The organism is Pseudoalteromonas sp. US3C1004 (assembly GCF_048401065.1).
Taxonomy (GTDB): Bacteria; Pseudomonadota; Gammaproteobacteria; order Enterobacterales; family Alteromonadaceae; genus Pseudoalteromonas; species Pseudoalteromonas undina.
In genome coordinates, this window is record NZ_CP183073.1 from 1831154 (window position 1) to 1849150 (window position 17997).

Here is a 17997-nt window from a genome sequence, read left to right on the forward strand (position 1 = left end):
ATTTTAAGCGTGTAGAACAAGCCACGGATACATAAAAAATAATACCTATTTCTTATACATACATAGTAATCAATGTATTACTTATTTTCAATTTTAGGCAAAAATAAAGCTGTGGATTTTTCTGCTTGGTTACTTATCTACATTATAATACACTCACAACTATTGCGTTAATTTAAAAGGAAAAAACTCCATGCGTCGTACATTAGCTTTTGCATTAAGCCTATTTTGCTGTGCCAGTTTTGCCGCAGATTTACCCGAAAACACACTCGATGCAGGAAAAGTAACTGCACAAGGTAAGCCAGTTACCTTATTAGGGAAAGGCCTTAAAGTTGGTGAAGATGCCCCTAACTTTAAAGTAGTTAATGACAGTTTCACTGCTGTTACGTTAGAAGATTATAAAGGCCAAGCTGTATTAATTAGTGTTGTTCCGAGCTTAGATACCGGTATTTGTAGCTTACAAACTAAGCACTTTAATGAAAAAGTCGCCCAACAATTTCCAGGCGTGGCCATGCTCACTATTAGTGCCGATTTACCATTTGCGCAAAAGCGTTTTTGTAAGGCCGAAAATATCGATAAAGTAACGACGCTTTCTGATTCTGTATGGCGTGATTTTGGTCAACAGTATGGCTTAATCATTAAAGATATGGGATTACTTACCCGCTCTGTTTTTATTCTTGATAAGAGCCATAAGGTTATTTATAAGCAATTAGTTAGTAGTTTATCAACCGAGCCTGAATATGATAGCGTCATTGAAAAGCTTAAAATGCTTTAAAGGTCGAATTTCAGGAAATAAAAAACCGCTATAAAAGCGGTTTTTTTTATTCTGCTGTGTGGTTAAAAAATTAACCTAGTAGCTCAGCTAGTTGCTTGCTTACTGCTTCAACCGCTTGGGTACCATCTAATTTATGGTACTGAGTATTACCCGCTTTAGCTTCTGCTTGGTAGTAGTCAACCAATGGCATTGTTTGCTCATGGTAAATACCTAAGCGTTTACGAACTGTCTCTTCGGTATCATCTGCACGAATAATTAGTTCTTCACCTGTTTCGTTGTCTTTACCTTCCTCTTTTGGAGGATTGTAAACAACATGGTAAACACGGCCAGAGCCAGGATGAACACGACGTCCGCCCATACGCTCAACGATAACTTCATCAGCAACATCAAATTCAATAACGTGATCAACCACTACGCCATTTTCTTTCATTGCATCAGCTTGTGGAATTGTGCGTGGGAAACCATCTAGTAAGAAGCCTTTTTCACAATCTGGCTTGGCAATACGCTCTTTAACAAGGCCAATAATAATATCGTCAGAAATAAGCTGACCTGCGTCCATTACTTTTTTTGCTTCTAGGCCAAGTGGTGTGCCCTCTTTAATTGCAGCTCGTAGCATATCACCGGTAGAAATTTGTGGAATACCGTATCTATCCATTAAAAACTGAGCTTGAGTACCTTTACCTGCACCCGGCGCGCCCAAAAGAATAATGCGCATATCATTGTCCCCTAATATGAGAGTTTATTTTAAAGTCTGAATTCTTCCATAAGCGCTACAGATACTCAAGTAACTTATACTAATTGTCTAGGGTCTGTTGACCTTTGCGGATTAATATTTGTTCAAACTAGGGAGAATTTAATCGCGGCGCGGGGTTTGTCACCTGCTGGGCTAAGTAAAAACCGAGTAAAGCTTCCGCGTTCTGCTCACCCCCTGCCTACATCCATGTAAGCAACAAAGAGTAAATCGCCCTTAGGCAGAACCCTTCGAGCAGGGCATAAAAAAAGGGAACAGACGTTCCCTTTTTACTCAATCATTGATTTTTATACTTATTTGCTTAAATCAAGCATAAGTTTATTTAAGCGAGTTACAAATCCAGTTGGATCTTTAAGCGTACCGCGCTCTGCAAGCAAGGCTTGGTCTAGTAGTACATGTGACCACTGTGCAAACTTATCTTCGTCTTGTTCATCATTTAAATGCTTAACCAGTTGGTGCTCTGGGTTTAATTCAAACACAGGCTTAGCCTCTGGAACAGCTTGACCTACTGACTCCATTAGCTTTTGCATTTGCGAGCTCATGTCATTGTCATCACTCACTACACACGCTGGTGAGTCGGTTAAGCGGTGAGTAAAGCGTACATCTTTAACATCATCTCCTAATGCAGTTTTGATACGCTCAACCAAGCCTGCAACTTCTTTTTCAGACTCTTCTTGTGCTTTTTTAGTTTCTTCGTCATCTAGCTTACCTAAATCTAGATCACCGCGGGTAATTGACTGAAATTGCTTTTCGCCAAATTCCGTTAAATGGCTCATCATCCACTCATCTACACGATCGCTTAGCAATAATACTTCAATGCCTTTTTTACGGAAGATTTCTAAGTGTGGTGAATTTTTAGCAGCAATAAATGAGTCAGCAACCACATAGTAAATTTTATCTTGGCTATCTTTCATGCGCTCAATGTATTGCTCAAGTGAAACATCTTGAGTTTCTGAGTCGGTGTGCGTTGATGAAAAGCGTAATAATTTAGCAATGCTTTCTTTGTTGGCCGCATCTTCTGCAGGCCCTTCTTTCATTACCTGACCAAATTCATTCCAAAATGTTTGGTAATCATCGGCTTTGTTTTTAGCCATACGCTCAAGCATTTTAATAATACGCGACGTACACCCCTTGCGAATAGCTTGGGTAACTTTGTTGTCTTGTAAAATTTCACGCGATACGTTTAGTGGTAAATCGTTTGAGTCTAATAAGCCTTTAACAAAACGTAAGTAGCTTGGCATAAACTGTTCAGCGTCATCCATAATAAACACGCGTTGAACATAAAGTTTTAAACCACTTTGGCGCTCACGGTTCCATAAATCAAAAGGTGCTTTTTTTGGAATGTATAACAAACTGGTGTATTCAGTTTTACCTTCAACTTTATTATGTCCCCAGCTAAGCGGATCTTCCCAATCGTGGCTTACATGCTTATAAAACTCTTTGTATTCGTCCTCAGAGATTTCTGATTTGTCACGTGTCCATAATGCAGTTGCACGGTTAATGCTTTCCCACTCACCTGGAACAGCCGGAATTTTTTCACCATCTTCACCTTCAGACTCAGGTACTTCTGCCTTGTACATTTGTACTGGTGTAGAAATATGATCAGAGTATTTAGTAACGATACTGCGAAGACGCCATTCATCTGCATATTCATTTTCTTCTTCACGAAGATGTAAAATAATATCTGTACCACGGCCTTCTTTTTCGATTTCTTGTAGCGTGTACTCGCCTTCACCTTTTGACTGCCATTCAACCGCTGTAGTCTCTCCTGCTTTACGAGTACGAACAGTCACTTCATCAGCAACAATAAATGCTGAATAAAAACCAACACCAAATTGACCAATAAGCTGTGAATCTTTACTTTGATCGCCCGTTAAGTTTTTGAAAAATTCAGCCGTACCCGACTTAGCAATTGTGCCTAATGAGCTGATCACTTCATCACGCGTCATACCAATACCATTATCAGAAATGGTCACTGTGTTAGCGTCTTTATCGGCGCTTATACGTACGCGTAAATCTGCATCACCTTGATAAAGGTCACCGTTTGAAAGGGCTAAAAAGCGTAGTTTATCGGCTGCGTCAGATGCATTTGATACAAGCTCGCGTAAAAAGATTTCTTTATTTGAATAAAGCGAGTGAATCATTAAGTTTAATAGTTGTTTTACTTCTGTTTGAAAGCCTAATGTTTCTTTTTGTGCTGCAGTCATTTATGTATCTCCAATTTGCAAAGTGTCTGCGTTATGCACTTAATATGGGGTGAGCCGTGAGAAGTTCAAGTAAAAAAAATAAAAAACCCCATTCAAAGACACTTTAAAGGGCTTAATCAACTAAAAAGGCGTTGTGGCATGCCCGTGCATTGACTTATCAGTGCATGGATGAACAAAAAATAAATCGCTGGCATGCAATAATAATCGTTGAGCATCCAGCTCACTGCAATCATTTTTATATAAATCACATCCTAGTATAGGGTGGCCAAAAATTAAACTGTGAATTCTAAGTTGATGAGTGCGTCCAGTTATAGGAGTAAAATCGACCAAAGTTTTTTGCTCTTTGTTAAAGCGTTTAACCACTTTAAATTGAGTGCGCGAGGGTTTGCCGCTCTGGTGACAAATTTTCACTTTCGGAAATAACATTTTATCTTTTGCTATAGGCGCAGTAATTTCTCCCTGAGGCTCAGCAACCAATCCAAAGAGCATTGCGCGATATTGCTTTTTAACACTTCGGGATTGGAATTGCTGATTCAGTGCTTTAGCTGCTTGCTCGTTAAGTGCTACCACCATCACTCCGGAGGTACCTAAATCTAAACGGTGGGGTAATATCGCAGTAGGAAACGCTGCGGTAACGCCTTGTTGGCCATTAACAAGCCTATAGTGAACCGAATCCCAGTTAAGAGGGTTTTTACCCGACAAGCTCAACAAGCCGCTAGGTTTATTGATCAATAAAATATCATCATCTTGATAAATAATTTTTATGTGTTCATGGCAAACAGGTGCGATAAAGTCATCAACAATCACATTAGCACTTTGGGTTATTGCAGCCATACCATCCTTAAGTTTTTGTTTATATTGCAATTAAAGCCAACAAAAAAGCCTACAGCATGTATGTAGGCTTTTAAAGTAAGTTCAAATAGTTAAGCTTAAAATAAACTATTCATGGCTGACTAAGCGCCTGCCACTAAATGCATGCATTAAGGTTGTGCCATCGACTAAATCAAGCTCGCCACCCACAGGAATACCATGAGCTATTCGCGATGCACCCACTTTGTATTTATGACAAAGCTGGGCAATATAATGAGCCGTTGTTTCACCTTCAACCGTAGGGTTAGTGGCTAATATAACTTCATTAATACCGCCATGGGCAAGCTTTTGCTCAAGCACGTCTAGACCAATTTCTTTAGGCCCTATACCATCAATCGGTGACAAATGTCCCATTAATACAAAATAGAGTCCTTTGTATTGGCCTGTTTGTTCAATCGCTAACACATCTGTAGGCGACTCAACCACACATAAAATACCACTGTCTTGACGCTTAGTGCTTAAGCAAATATCACATTGCGCTTGCTCGGTAAACGTGCGGCACGACTGACAATGCCCTACAGCCGTCATCGCTTTTGTTAGCGCATTCCCAAGCTGAGTGCCACCTTTGCGGTCGCGCTCTAATAAATGAAATGCAATGCGCTGAGCAGATTTCGGGCCAATACCTGGCTGACAACGAAGTGCTTCTATTAGCGATGTTAAACTATCTGAAAGTTGCATAGTTGCTTAGAACGGCATTTTCATACCAGGTGGTAATTGCATACCGCCTGTTACTTTGCCCATGCGCTCTTGAGTTTCTTCAGCAACACGGCGAACAGCATCATTACACGCTGCTGCAAGTAAATCTTCAATCATGTCTTTGTCATCTTCCATTAAGCTTTCATCAAGCTCAACACGACGAACATTGTGGTTACCAAGCATAGTTACTTTCACTAAACCAGCACCGGCTTCACCAACCACTTCCATTGTTGCGATTTCTTCTTGGGCTTTTTGCATGCGCTCTTGCATTTGCTGCGCTTGCTTCATCATGTTACCCATTCCACCTTTAAACATAATCGTCTCTCTTTCTTTTAATACATTAACTGAAGTATAAATAAGGGCACTGGTCGTTAATTACAATGCCTGAATACTGTTTTCGTCAATTTCAGCGCTAAATAGCTGTTGAAATTGTACTATATTTTCATCGCTGGTGATCACATCAATCGCTTGCTGGTGACGACCTGCATCAATTTTTTGTTGAATCAAATAAGGTGAGTCAATCACCCCGCTAGCAAAATCAATATTAAGCTCAACGTTGTGTCCATAAATACTAGATAACGCCACATTTAACTTTTGACGTAACATTGGCGTATCTAAGTGCTTTTGCGATTCATCCACTTCAATATGAAAATGATTGTCTTGTTTGGTAAAAATTGAATGCAATGCAAACTGGCGCATACGTCCGCCAAGTCCCATACGCTTTATTAAATAGGCCCATTCGTCTTGTTGATGGGCAAATCTAATTTCACTAATTGGGCTTTGAAAATCATCTGGTACGGGAATACTAGGCTCTTGTTCAACAACAGGTGCTGGTTTTTGCGGGTTAATTTGCTCTAATAGCTCCGGTGCTAAATTTTCAGTAATCGTTTGATGCTTTGCTTTAAAGTCAACTTTACTCGCTGGCTTATTTGCTACCTGAGCTCGGCTCCCCTGTGCTGGGAGCTGAGGCTTTTTTTGCAGGTCATCGTTCACCTCATTATCCCATGGGGGTGGCTGCTGCGATACAGTTTGTGCTTCATTGCCTACCGGGCGACTAAATTCGGATTTTGTCGGTGCTGGTTTTTCTTCAGTTGGCTTTTCAATAGCGGCACTTGAAAGCTTACCGGCACCCGAAATGTTTCTATCGCGTAAAATACGCGCTATTGCTGACTGTGCTCGCGCTTCTTGCTCACCCATTGATGACGCAGACTGATCTGCGTTACTTGTGGCATTTGCTAACTCAGGGTTAAACCCTTGATCAACCGCGCTACTCATTACATCATCGTATTGTGCGGCAATGGTTTGTTCTACATCACTGTGCTGCATGTAGGCATCATCTTCGCTTTGACGCTGCGCTTGTTCATCACTTATTACAGGAGGGGTATCGACAATTTGAGGCTGACTTTGTATCGAACTTTGCTCAAGTTGTGTTTGGCTATAATCAGGCTTTGAAACCTCAGGCTCAGCGGCTTTTGTTGGCTGCGTATTCGTTGCTAATGGCTGAATTTGAGGAGCATTACTCTGCGCTGGTTTATTTTTATTTAAAATATCACGCAGTGCATTAGCCCGCCCTGCACTATTTTGCTCTGGCGCAGCTTGTGAGCTAGGTTCAGGTTGATTGGTTTGCAACTGCGTAGGTTCAAATGCCAATAACCTGAGCATAATCATTTCAAATCCTAAACGAGGCTCAGGTGCCCATTGTAAATCTTTTTTGCCATTGAGTAATAACTGGTAATACACTTGAATTTGTTGGGCATGGGTATGCGCTGCAACATGCTCAATGTAATCGGCGTTATTGCTATCAAGCGCTGCTGCTTCAGGGACTAATTGACTCAATTGAATCACATGCGTTAGCGCAATTAAGTCATCAAGCAGCGCAATGTAATTTGGATTTCGGCTAGCGACTTGAGCAACTTCATTCATCAAGGCTGTGCCATCTTGCGCTAATAATGCCGCAAGTAAACTTTGACTGTAATGGGTGTCCATTAAACCAAGCATGTCTTGTACAGCTTGATTTTTAATATCACCATTTGTTTGAGCAATAGCCTGATCGGTCAGACTTAATGCATCTCGCATACTACCATCGGCCGCTTTGGCAATAATACTTAGCGCATCATTATCGAAGTTAAGCTGCTCATGGGTAAGCACATGCTCAAGCTGTTGCTTAATCTCAGCTTGCGATAATGCATTCAGATTAAACTGTAAACAGCGAGATAAAATCGTCACTGGTAATTTTTGAGGATCAGTGGTTGCGAGCAAAAATTTCACATGCTCAGGCGGCTCTTCAAGCGTTTTTAATAACGCATTAAAGCTGTGCTTTGACAACATGTGTACTTCATCGATTAGATATACTTTGTAACGTCCGCGCGTTGGCGCATATTGAACGTTATCGAGGATCTCACGCGTATCCTCAACCTTAGTGCGTGAGGCCGCATCTATTTCGAGTAAATCAATGTAGCGCCCTGCCTCTATATCAACACAGCTACTACATTGACCACATGGTGTGGCAGATATACCTTCATCACAATTTAAGCTTTTGGCAAAAATACGGGCAATGGTGGTTTTACCAACACCACGGGTTCCAGTGAATAAATAAGCGTGATGCAGTCTATTTTGAGTCAGCGCGTTTACCAGCGCCTGTTTTACATGAGACTGCCCAACCAATTCATGAAAGGTTTGAGGACGCCATTTTCTCGCTAGAACCTGATAACTCATCGATTATTCGCCTTCGAATTCAACCAATTTTAAAATATTGATGCCCATTTTCTCAATGCGTTGCTCACCACCAAGCTCTGGAAGTGATACAACAAAGGCAGCATCTGTGGCGTTACCGCCTAATTTTGCAACCAACTTGGCTGTTGCTTCAATTGTACCACCGGTCGCCAACAAGTCGTCAACTAACAAGACTTTATCACCGGCTACAATCGCATCAGTATGAAGCTCTAGTGTATCTTCGCCATATTCGAGTTGGTAATCTTGGCGAATAACTTCGCGCGGTAATTTACCTGGTTTACGAACAGGGATAAAAGGAATTCCCAAAGCATAAGATAGCGGAGCACCAAAAATAAAGCCACGTGATTCAGTGCCGATAATTTTAGTAAAACCTTGGTCTTTATAAGCGTCAATAAATGCATCTATGGTTGCTTTAAACGCTTCAGGGTTTGCCATTAGGGTTGTTACATCGCGAAACATAATGCCCGCTTTAGGATAATCAGCAATTGTAGTAATGCTGTTTTTGATAATTGCTGGTGTTACTTGAGTCATAATTTTAACTGCTCAATGATTAATATTACAAAGCAGGTGATTATAACCTTAAGTGGTCGTAAATTGCGAGTTTGCGATAATTATAAAGTGTCGGGAGAGGGAAGTGATAAAAATGTAAGGCTGATGAAAAACAACAGCCTTAAAATAAAACCTGATTAAGTTAAGCTGGTGATCCAACCTAAAATGGCATTTAAACACCCTATTCCAGCAAATACGGCTAAGAATGCAAAAAAGTAAGCCGCATTGAACGGGTCTTTAAAGTCTTTATCATCTGACATGGGTACAACCTTTTATTAAGCACAACAAATAAAGGCGCTATAATAGACGATGTGAAATAATCAATAAAGAGCTTAGTCTTGATTTTTTGTCACTATAATTTGCCGCTGTGCCATAGCTGTTAAGGTACTCAGTGCCCCTTGTGTTATTTGCTCAAGATTAAATTGTGGTGCATTTTCACTAACCTGTTGGCAAACCTGCTCAAACGTACTCCCCGCTTCATTTTCAATAATAGACAGTAGCATGGCTGTCATGGCATTGGTGGCCAAAAATTGCACCTCATCACTCTCATCGCGGTAAACAACAAAGAAATACGGCTGTTCTGAAGGCTGTTGAGGTTGAAACTCTTCACTTATATGTTGCACTGGATAGTCGTAGCTTAAGTTACGCGCTGTTTTAGATAAATACAAAGGAGAATGAGTAAGCTTATTAGTGCTTAGAGGGAGCTCACGGGGGTCAGCCTTCATTACAGACACGTCAAGCTCAATCCATTCATAATGGGCTAGCGCCAGCATAAACACCGGATCAGACTCTTTCGGTACATAGCTTGTCATTAAATAGGTAATAAATTCTTCAGCAATATCTAAAAAGTAAGGAGACTGGCAATCATGCTCACTAAAAAATTGACGAACCAGTAATAGCCACTCTTGATCACTATAGAGTGTTTTTAAAACTGGAAATGCCGATGAAACAAAGCCATTAATATTATTAAAAAACAGGTCCCGGTAAATGGCCATTCGTCTGTCTTCAACATCGATTGGACACGGCTGCTTATTAGGCTCTCGAATATGGGCCATAAACTCATTTTGCACATCGATAAAACTCATAATAACGACTCTTATAAAACCCTAAAATAGCAAGTACTTATTAAATTCAAACAGCTAAGCGCTTTGTGCTGTTGATAACACCTTAAGGTGCTTTGCTTGTAATTGATGGATTATATCCAGCTCTTTGGTTAACACGTTAATAGGTGGAATATTAAAATCTCGCTCTAGCAGTGTGGGAAAAACACCATGTGCCTGATATGCGCTATCGAGCAATTGCCAGACAGGGTCAATAACATCTGCGCCATGAGTATCTATAATAAGGTCATCAGCCTCATTGTAGTGGCCTGCAACATGACAATAGGCAATTTTATTAGTTGGTAGCCCACTTAAAAACGCTTGTGCATCATAACCATGATTAATCGAGTTCACATAAATATTATTAACGTCTAATAGCAACTGGCAGTCTGCGTCTTCTAAAATAGCATTGGTAAATTCAAGCTCTGATAGCTGCTGACCAGGGGCACCATAATAAGACACATTTTCCAGCACAAGTGGTCGCTCTAATATATCTTGTACCTGCTTAACCCGAGAAACGACATGTTTGATCGCTTCTTCAGTAAAAGGAATTGGCATTAAGTCATACATATGGCCTTTACCTGAGCAATAGCTTAAATGTTCGCTATAAGCTTTAATATTGTGGTGATCAAAGAAAGATTTTAACGACTTTATAAATTCAATATCAAGCGGCTCAGGTGAGCCAATAGAAAGAGACAAACCATGACAAACAAAGTGATTATTATTAGTTAACTGCTTAAATTGCTTTTCAAAGCGCCCACCTAGCTTTAACCAGTTCTCTGGGGCCACTTCCATAAACTCAATTTGTTTTGGTATAGCATGCTCAAGCTCATCTAGCATTTCTCTTCGCAAGCCTAAACCGACCATGCCAAAGTTAGGCGTTTGATTTTGAGCCATAATAAAACCTCATATTAAATAAAAAGGGCCTAATGGCCCTCTCGCTTATCTGAAAAAGAAAAGTTTAGTGGCTACCACCACATTTACCTTCGCCGCACTTGCCTTCTTTTTTAGCCTTAGCATCACCGCCGCATTTACCTTCGCCGCACTTGCCTTCTTTTTTGGCCTTAGCATCACCGCCGCATTTACCTTCGCCGCACTTACCTTCTTTTTTCGCTTTAGCATCACCGCCGCATTTACCTTCGCCGCACTTACCTTCTTTTTTCGCTTTAGCATCACCGCCGCATTTACCTTCGCCGCACTTGCCTTCTTTTTTCGCTTTAGCATCACCGCCGCATTTACCTTCGCCGCACTTGCCTTCTTTTTTCGCTTTAGCGTCGCCGCCACATTTTCCTTCGCCGCACTTGCCTTCACCAGCGTCTAATTGATAACCAGCTACCATTTGTTGAAACTCAAATGGATTAGCTTTAACATCAGTACTCGCCATACTTGCGCTGCCAACAACCACTGCGCCTAATGTTAATGCAATTGAGTTTTTCTTTATTGTATTCATTTTTAATTACCTTTTAAACTTGTTGAACATCATTATAAAAGTAGACCGGCATTAAACTAAAAACTTTCAAATTTTCTATTTTTTTTGCAAATAAGTTATTTAACTCTCTGTGAACGCTAATAAGCGTTTTATGAATTTATGATTTACAGGTAAACTGGCGCTCCTTTTTTAGTAATACATTAATCACACTATGAAACTTATTTTAGCACCCATGGAAGGTGTCGTTGACTTTAAGATGCGGCAACTACTTACCGACATAGGCGGCTTCGATCTTTGTGTGACCGAATTTATCCGTGTTGTAGATACTTGCCTTCCAGATAAAGTATTCCACCGTTATTGCCCTGAACTTAAAAATGCGGGACTCACTCGTAGTGGTACTCCAGTTCGCATTCAGTTATTAGGCCAAGTAGCCGACGTGTTAGCAGAAAATGCTGTAAAAGCAATTGGCTTAGGCTCTCATGGCGTTGATTTAAACTTTGGTTGCCCAGCAAAAACAGTCAATAAAAGCAAAGGCGGTGCTGTATTACTCAAAGATCCAGAACATATGTACTCGATTATAAAAACGGTAAGGGATGCCGTTGATGATGAACATGAAGTAAGTGCTAAAATTCGCTTAGGTTTTGATGATGATAGTAACAGCCAAGAAATTGTCGATGCCGTTGTTAACGCTGGTGCTAACAGCATTGCTATACATGCAAGAACTAAACGCGATGGCTACAATCCACCCGCCTATTGGGAAAAAATCCCTCCTTTGGTCAAAGATAAACAAATTGCAGTGGTCGCCAATGGCGAAATTTGGCAAATAGAAGATGCTCTTTTATGCCAAAAACGCAGTGGTTGCCGTGATTTGATGATTGGTCGTGGCGCCCTTTCACATCCTGATCTCGCAAGAAAAATTAAAGCGCAAGTTAATAACGAAAGCTACAGCGAGCTCACTTGGGAGAATATTTTACACCATATTATTCATTCATCTATGCACCAAACAGCTAGCAAAGATAATAAATATTTTGCATCTCGAACAAAGCAATGGCTTGGTTATTTAAAACGCCAATATCCACAAGCTGGGCTATTATTTGATGAAATTCGTCGTTTAAAAGCAAAGGATGAGGTAGCTGAAGTATTAAAGAAATATGCGAAAGCGCCACAATTTGATGCAAATCATAACACCTAAACAAATCTAAATAGATAATAGCAGTATCACTACAAATTAACTTAAGGGTTATACTGCTAATGCATCACCAGCAACGACTAAACGATGAAATTGAAAGTGTTAAAGCAACGATATTAGGTTTGCTGTCACAATCGACTCACCCTACACATCAAAACTTGCTCTGCATCCTAACCCAAACATCTAATGAAGAATGGCTCGATTTAGCCGCTCAGCAATTAGGTAATGAGTATAATCCGTTAATTGAACGAATGAACAAGCTTGAAGCAGCAATTAGCCAAATGGATATTGGTCAATATGGCTACTGCTGTGACTGTGAAGAAAAAATATCAGAGCAGCGCTTAGAAAGAGACCCTGCTGCTCAGCGGTGTGATAAGTGCGCTAAGTAGTAGCGCACTTAAATTTAATTGAGTAATTGCGGTGCAAAACTAAATGATTGCCCTGGATAAAAAATAATATCCTCAACTAATATCCTCGCATCTTCTTCACTAATATTTAAACGTTTTAGTAAATTCAAACGCGCTTGCGATAGTGTCCACGCATGATAATGCACCCCAAGATCAGTTTCCATCATAGCCATATAGAGCTGCGCATCGGCAGGTTCTAATTGTGTAGTGTTAGCCCGCTGAGGTAATAGCGTATAACCCGTTGACCAGTCTAAACCCATTATTTTAGAATCAGTTAAAAGTAATTTGGTAAGCTGTGAGACATTTGAAGCTTCTACCATTGTGTGCTGTTTTTGACTCTGCATTGATTTAAATTTACTATCAATGCGACTTAGCCACTCAAGCGGTGAAAGCACATCATTTGCAAAATAATTTAATTTACTTTGATACCACTGGCTGCCATTAGCAAGGCCAGACAACCCAATGCTGCCTCTTGGCTTATACTGCGCTAAGTAATTATTTAATACACTCAGAGACTCATTAAGCTCAATAGGTGTGTCTGTACTGTTAATTGCTTGCTGTACATAGTGCTTTAAATAATTATGCTCTATTTTATTAAGCTTTAAGTTACTTTGCTCAGCGGCTTTAAGCTGTGTTTGAACAAATATCAGCCATTGCTCAATGTTTTTATACTGAGCATCATTTTTAAATATCGAAAGCATGTTTGATAACACATCAGTGTGTGCAGGCCATGCAAAATAACGCTCTGGAAATCGCTCAGCAATCACCAAATAATTTACCTGATTAGTTTGCGCAACAGTTAACTTCATTTGCATTAACTGCTGGTAAATAGCGTGGCGATGCGCTAAATATGCATCAGTAAAAAGCAGTTGTTCATTACTGAGCCCTGTACTGTTTAAGTTCTCTTGTGCACTTAAAGCCGTATTAAGTGATATTAACGCGCTTTGTGCCTCTTCATAAGATGAAAATAAGTCAGCTGGCTTTGAGCATGATGCTAAAAGCAAGCAAAAGAGCAATGAAATAATAGGCGTTTTGTTCATGTTAATTCCAATAAAAAAAGCCCCAGTGGGGCTTTTTAAAAATACTAGAGTACATTAAATATTAAATTTTAACACCGTTGCGAGCGGCTTTATCTTTAATATATGTAGCCCAACCTTTTGCAAACCTGCGTGTGGTTGGATCGTCCATAGCTTTAGTAATAGCAGCATGTGCTTGCTTATACTTGCCTTGGTAGTAAAACGCTTCAGCTAAATCTGAATAAATAGTACCTTTCTTTTCAGAGCCAAGCTCTAATGCTTTGTTCAAACGAACAACAGCAGCACTGAATTTTTCAGATTGTAAAAGTAATGAACCTGCTTTGCGGTAAAGCTCAGCGTCATTATCAAATTTAGCAGCTTCTTCGTAGTACTTAGCAGCTTTCTCTATATCTTTCGAACGATGGTAGTTACTAGCAATTGCACTCATATTCTGCTTAGTGCGTTTAACTTTTTCTTCTTTAACGGCCTTTTCAAGCGTTACAGCTGCTTTATAAGGAATTTCGTTTAAAGAATAAAAGTTAGCTAGAACTTTGTATTCAACTTCGTTTTCAAAGTAACCGTTCTTGTAAGCAACTTCCATAGTTGCTAGCCCTTTCTTGTAGTCTTCGGTTTGTAAATAATACTTACCTAAGCCTACCCAAGACTTTTTGTCTTCAGGCCATACACGAACGATTTCTTCAGCAACTTTAACCATATTTTGATATTGCTTTTTCTCAAAATAGGCAGCTAATTTAAGTTGATAAGGAGCTTTATTAGGCTCTTTTGCTAACTTAATTGCTTTGTTTGCCGGCTCAAGAACCTCATTAAACTGTTTAAGCTCATAACTTGCTTGCGCAATACGAGTGTAAACTTTGGGGTCTTCTTCGCCTGTAAAGTCCATCCAATCATAATATGCTTGCTTGGCAGCACTGTATTGTTCAGTACCTGCATACATATCACCTAGGGTTTTTAAACCCTGAGCCTGATCGGCAAAGTTTAATACATCTGGTGCAATCGCTGCTTTCATGTACTTAATGGCAACCTTGTACTGCTCTTTTTGAGCATACATGCTGCCTAAGTAACGATTAACAGTTGCTTTATCAAAGTCGTTAGACGGATCTAACTCTTTCAATAAAGCAATTGCGCCATCAACATCATCTTCATTATACAAATCAAACGCTTTAATTACTTTTTTACCAGTACGTTCGCCCATGATTTTAGTCTTTGCTTTCTTACGCTCTTCAATTTTCGCGTAATCTGGCGCCGCTAAAACAGGTGCAGTCAATGCTACACCTGACACAGACATAAGAATTGCAAGTGCAGTTACTTTAGAAAAATTTCTCATTACTCGCCTCCTTAGTTGCCTTGGTTAAGTTTAAAGTCTAGTTGAACTTGTAAACCAACTTGCTTTTGTGGTTTTCCGTCAATGATCTTAGGACGGTATTTCCACTTACGCAATGCACGTTTAGCTTCACGGTCAAAGATACGTTTTGGATCTGCGTCGATTACATCAACGTCAATCACACCACCTAACTCATCAATTGTGAATGAAAGTTGAACCCAACCTTCTTTACCATCACGTGCTGCTTGTGTTGGATATTTTGGTTCAATACGAACGATCGGTGTCGCATCACCATCTCGTCCAAATGCACCTGGACCACTTAGTCCACCGGCCGTGCTTCCCACATCGATGCTTGGCATATTAAACGACAAGCTCGTACTTGGGTTGCTGTTTTCCGGCTGTGGCGGCTGCGGTTTAGGCGGCTGCTTTGGCGGTGGCGGAGGCGGAGGCGGTACACGCTTCCTCTCCTGCACCTTAGATTCAGGCGGATTCGTCATAATTTCGACTATGATCTGCTCTTTTTGTTCCGTATTACGGTCAGCCCCACCAGAAATGAGGTATGCCATGAAGTAGAACAAGCCGAAAGTAACTGCCCCACCTGCAATCAGTGAAAACAGAAAACGAATCATTACTGATCTCCAGCTATTGAAATTCTCAGGTTATCACCTGTCGCTTTAATCTGGTCCATCACTTTAACCACTGTACCGTGTTTTGCTTCTTTATCAGCTTGCAAAATTACAACATCAGTAGGTTGTTCTGCTAATAAACTTTCGATTTTTGCTGAAACACGTTCAACATCAACTTGCTGTTTATCAATCCAGATTGCACCGTCGCTGCGAATTGCAATAAAAATGTTAGCATTTTTTTGCTTCGTAGCTTGGGCAGCTTTTGGTTTATTGACCTCGATACCAGCCTCTTTAACGAACGATGTAGTTACGATAAAGAAAATAAGCATGATAAATACGATGTCAAGCATTGGCGTCATATCTACCGCTGCTTCTTCTTCTTCACGAAAACGTTGTTTACGTGCCATATTTAATTCTCTCTCTAGTGATGAGGCATACTATCTACAAGTTTGGCTTTCACCATTCTCGCTCTTGCCTCAAGGCGTGAGCTAAAGAATACCCCAGATAGTGCCGCAACCATTCCAGCCATTGTTGGGATTGTTGCCATTGATATGCCTGATGCCATTAAACGTGCATTACCTGTACCTTGGGTTGCCATGGTTTCAAAAACCGCGATCATACCCGTAACAGTACCAAGTAAGCCTATTAAAGGACATACAGCTACTAATGTTTTAATCAACAACATACGCTGATCTAATTTTTCAGACGCTTCAGAAATCCATGCTTCACGGATTCTGTGTGCGTACCAAGACGTAGTGTCTTGGCGGGCATCCCACTTGGCTACTATTTCCTTCGTTAAACGAGGAAATTCAGCAAGTAGGAACCAATAGCGCTCAATCATTAAAACCCACATAAGAAAGAGTGCTATCGCGACCACGTATAATACCTGGCCGCCTGTGCCAACAAAATCCCTGATAGATTCCCATATCTCCATCAGGACTAGCATTAGGCTTTCTCCTTCTCCGCGTGAGTCGCGATGATACCCGCGCTTTGCTCATCAAGGATATGTAATACCGACTTACTACGACTTGCAACAATAGAGTGAAGTAGAATAAGTGGTAGAGCTGCAATTAGACCTAGCGCTGTAGTTACAAGTGCTAGAGAGATGTTACCAGCCATGATCTTCGGATCGCCCGTACCGAACAATGTGATTGTTTGGAACGTTAGGATCATACCGATTACCGTACCTAGTAGACCTAGTAATGGTGCGATAGCAGCAAGGATCTTGATGATGTTAATACCCGCTTCGATGCGTGGCGTTTCACGTAGAATCGCTTCATCAAGTTTAAGCTCAAGGTTTTCAACATCTTGGTTTTTGTTGTCAGAGTACACTTTAAGAATACGACCCAGTGGGTTATTTGTATTCGGTGTAGACAAGTTCTTAAGCTGACCTTTGATCTTAGAAGTAGTAAGCGCTAAATCAGCGAAACGTACTAAGAAGATTAAAAGACCTACAGCAAGTAATACAGTGATGATGTAACCAACTGTATCACCCTGATGGTAGTATTCCATAAGAGACTTTTTCTGAGTGTTGATACGTAAAATTGCACCACGTGTAGGATCCACGAATACGCCAGCGTAGTTATCAGCTGAAGTACCTTCTAGATCAGAAATACCTTTAAGGATATAGCTGTCAGGTTGCTTACCTAGAGGCTGGATAGATTTAGTCTCTGGTGAGTAGATTAAGTAGCCGTCGTCTGTAACTAAGTTGAAGTTACCGATACGTGTTACTTTTTTCATAGACGGGTTACCGTCAAGACCTGCAACTTCAGTTTCAAACGTTGAAACTTTTGCTGATTCAGTCATTTCTGTTTGAAGTGAAATCCAAAGCTCTTCTAATTCACGAACAGTTGGAAGTTCTTTAGCGGCTGCTAATGAACGAAGTACTTCAGCACGACCTGGTTTTTCAGCACTTACTAAAGATGCTTCAATTGAACCAATCGCGTCAGCTGCTGCACGACGAACAACACCAAACATTTCACCTAACGTACCTTGCGCGTTTTGAAGAGCTTGCTCTTTTTCCGCTAAAGTATTTTCGTTTTGTGCATATTCTTTGCTAAGACGATCACCACGTGCTTTTTCAGCAGCTAGTTGGCTTTTCGCTTTGTTAAGTAACGCTTGCTTATCAGCACGATCTGACAAGAACTCTTGTTCACGTTGCTTATTGATTTTTCCTTCAGAGATACGCTCTTGCTTTACTTGCTCAAGAATTTTATCTAAAGCGTCAGTATTTGCATGTGCATTAAGCGCGGTACCGGCAGAAACAGACAGTACTGCTGCAACAGCAAAACCTTTAAATAGTTTCTTCAT

20 protein-coding genes are annotated in these 17997 nt (G+C 40.5%); 3 read left to right on the forward strand and 17 right to left on the reverse strand.

Annotated features, from left to right (window positions below):
• Positions 1–190: 190 nt before the first annotated feature.
• The gene (gene tpx, locus ACNSN3_RS08465) at positions 191–772 is read left to right on the forward strand and encodes a thiol peroxidase (protein ID WP_055012934.1); all 582 of its coding nucleotides are present in this window, start codon (positions 191–193) and stop codon (positions 770–772) included.
• A 70-nt stretch (positions 773–842) separates the two neighbouring features.
• Here tpx and adk read toward each other — a convergent pair whose 3' ends face one another.
• From adk to ACNSN3_RS08520, 11 genes are all read right to left on the reverse strand, one after another.
• Positions 843–1487 carry an adenylate kinase gene (gene adk, locus ACNSN3_RS08470; RefSeq protein ID WP_008468042.1) on the reverse strand — a complete coding sequence of 215 codons (645 nt, stop codon included), beginning with the start codon at positions 1485–1487 and terminating at the stop codon, positions 843–845.
• A 329-nt stretch (positions 1488–1816) separates the two neighbouring features.
• A complete protein-coding gene (htpG, locus tag ACNSN3_RS08475) occupies positions 1817–3730 on the reverse strand; it encodes a molecular chaperone HtpG (protein WP_054201119.1) in 1914 nt (637 codons plus the stop codon).
• A gap of 120 nt (positions 3731–3850) precedes the next feature.
• A complete protein-coding gene (locus ACNSN3_RS08480; protein WP_418607016.1) occupies positions 3851–4564 on the reverse strand; it encodes an RluA family pseudouridine synthase in 714 nt (237 codons plus the stop codon).
• A 105-nt stretch (positions 4565–4669) separates the two neighbouring features.
• Positions 4670–5278, reverse strand: coding sequence for a recombination mediator RecR (gene recR, locus ACNSN3_RS08485; RefSeq protein WP_010388591.1), 609 nt, complete (start codon positions 5276–5278; stop codon positions 4670–4672).
• 6 nt (positions 5279–5284) lie between these two features.
• Positions 5285–5611, reverse strand: a complete 327-nt coding sequence (locus ACNSN3_RS08490; protein WP_010388590.1) for a YbaB/EbfC family nucleoid-associated protein — start codon at positions 5609–5611, stop codon at positions 5285–5287.
• Between the two features lie 60 nt (positions 5612–5671).
• The gene (gene dnaX, locus ACNSN3_RS08495) at positions 5672–8011 is read right to left on the reverse strand and encodes a DNA polymerase III subunit gamma/tau (RefSeq protein WP_418607018.1); all 2340 of its coding nucleotides are present in this window, start codon (positions 8009–8011) and stop codon (positions 5672–5674) included.
• Positions 8012–8014: 3 nt separating this feature from the next.
• Positions 8015–8560, reverse strand: a complete 546-nt coding sequence (gene apt, locus ACNSN3_RS08500) for an adenine phosphoribosyltransferase (protein ID WP_008109316.1) — start codon at positions 8558–8560, stop codon at positions 8015–8017.
• A gap of 155 nt (positions 8561–8715) precedes the next feature.
• Positions 8716–8838 (reverse strand): hypothetical protein, encoded by a 123-nt coding sequence (locus ACNSN3_RS08505; protein WP_008109320.1) that lies wholly within the window; start codon positions 8836–8838, stop codon positions 8716–8718.
• 72 nt (positions 8839–8910) lie between these two features.
• Positions 8911–9663: a DNA-binding domain-containing protein gene (locus ACNSN3_RS08510; protein ID WP_418607021.1), complete on the reverse strand. Its 753-nt coding sequence runs from the start codon at positions 9661–9663 to the stop codon at positions 8911–8913.
• A gap of 54 nt (positions 9664–9717) precedes the next feature.
• Positions 9718–10575 (reverse strand): DUF692 domain-containing protein, encoded by an 858-nt coding sequence (locus ACNSN3_RS08515; protein ID WP_418607022.1) that lies wholly within the window; start codon positions 10573–10575, stop codon positions 9718–9720.
• Between the two features lie 64 nt (positions 10576–10639).
• Positions 10640–11128 carry a hypothetical protein gene (locus tag ACNSN3_RS08520; RefSeq protein WP_418607023.1) on the reverse strand — a complete coding sequence of 163 codons (489 nt, stop codon included), beginning with the start codon at positions 11126–11128 and terminating at the stop codon, positions 10640–10642.
• Between the two features lie 190 nt (positions 11129–11318).
• On the opposite strand from ACNSN3_RS08520, the gene ACNSN3_RS08525 reads away from it, so the two are divergent.
• Together ACNSN3_RS08525 and ACNSN3_RS08530 are read left to right on the forward strand one after the other, a co-directional pair.
• Positions 11319–12299 (forward strand): tRNA-dihydrouridine synthase, encoded by a 981-nt coding sequence (locus tag ACNSN3_RS08525; RefSeq protein ID WP_418607024.1) that lies wholly within the window; start codon positions 11319–11321, stop codon positions 12297–12299.
• A gap of 59 nt (positions 12300–12358) precedes the next feature.
• Positions 12359–12685, forward strand: coding sequence for a TraR/DksA family transcriptional regulator (locus ACNSN3_RS08530; RefSeq protein ID WP_418607026.1), 327 nt, complete (start codon positions 12359–12361; stop codon positions 12683–12685).
• Positions 12686–12699: 14 nt separating this feature from the next.
• Here ACNSN3_RS08530 and ACNSN3_RS08535 read toward each other — a convergent pair whose 3' ends face one another.
• The 6 genes from ACNSN3_RS08535 to ACNSN3_RS08560 all read right to left on the reverse strand — a co-directional run bounded on the left by ACNSN3_RS08535 (position 12700) and on the right by ACNSN3_RS08560 (position 17997).
• Positions 12700–13743, reverse strand: coding sequence for a hypothetical protein (locus ACNSN3_RS08535; protein ID WP_418607028.1), 1044 nt, complete (start codon positions 13741–13743; stop codon positions 12700–12702).
• Positions 13744–13804: 61 nt separating this feature from the next.
• A complete protein-coding gene (locus ACNSN3_RS08540; protein WP_054201124.1) occupies positions 13805–15064 on the reverse strand; it encodes a tetratricopeptide repeat protein in 1260 nt (419 codons plus the stop codon).
• A gap of 11 nt (positions 15065–15075) precedes the next feature.
• On the reverse strand, positions 15076–15690 hold the full coding sequence (locus ACNSN3_RS08545; protein WP_010388569.1) for an energy transducer TonB: 615 nt from the start codon (positions 15688–15690) through the stop codon (positions 15076–15078).
• Complete coding sequence (locus tag ACNSN3_RS08550) at positions 15690–16094, reverse strand: ExbD/TolR family protein (protein ID WP_006792384.1); 405 nt, start codon at positions 16092–16094, stop codon at positions 15690–15692. The genes ACNSN3_RS08545 and ACNSN3_RS08550 overlap by 1 nt, the downstream gene beginning before the upstream one ends.
• A 14-nt stretch (positions 16095–16108) precedes the next feature.
• Positions 16109–16633: a MotA/TolQ/ExbB proton channel family protein gene (locus tag ACNSN3_RS08555; protein WP_010388565.1), complete on the reverse strand. Its 525-nt coding sequence runs from the start codon at positions 16631–16633 to the stop codon at positions 16109–16111.
• Positions 16633–17997: a MotA/TolQ/ExbB proton channel family protein gene (locus tag ACNSN3_RS08560; protein WP_028835053.1), complete on the reverse strand. Its 1365-nt coding sequence runs from the start codon at positions 17995–17997 to the stop codon at positions 16633–16635. Before ACNSN3_RS08560 ends, ACNSN3_RS08555 begins: the two co-directional genes overlap by 1 nt.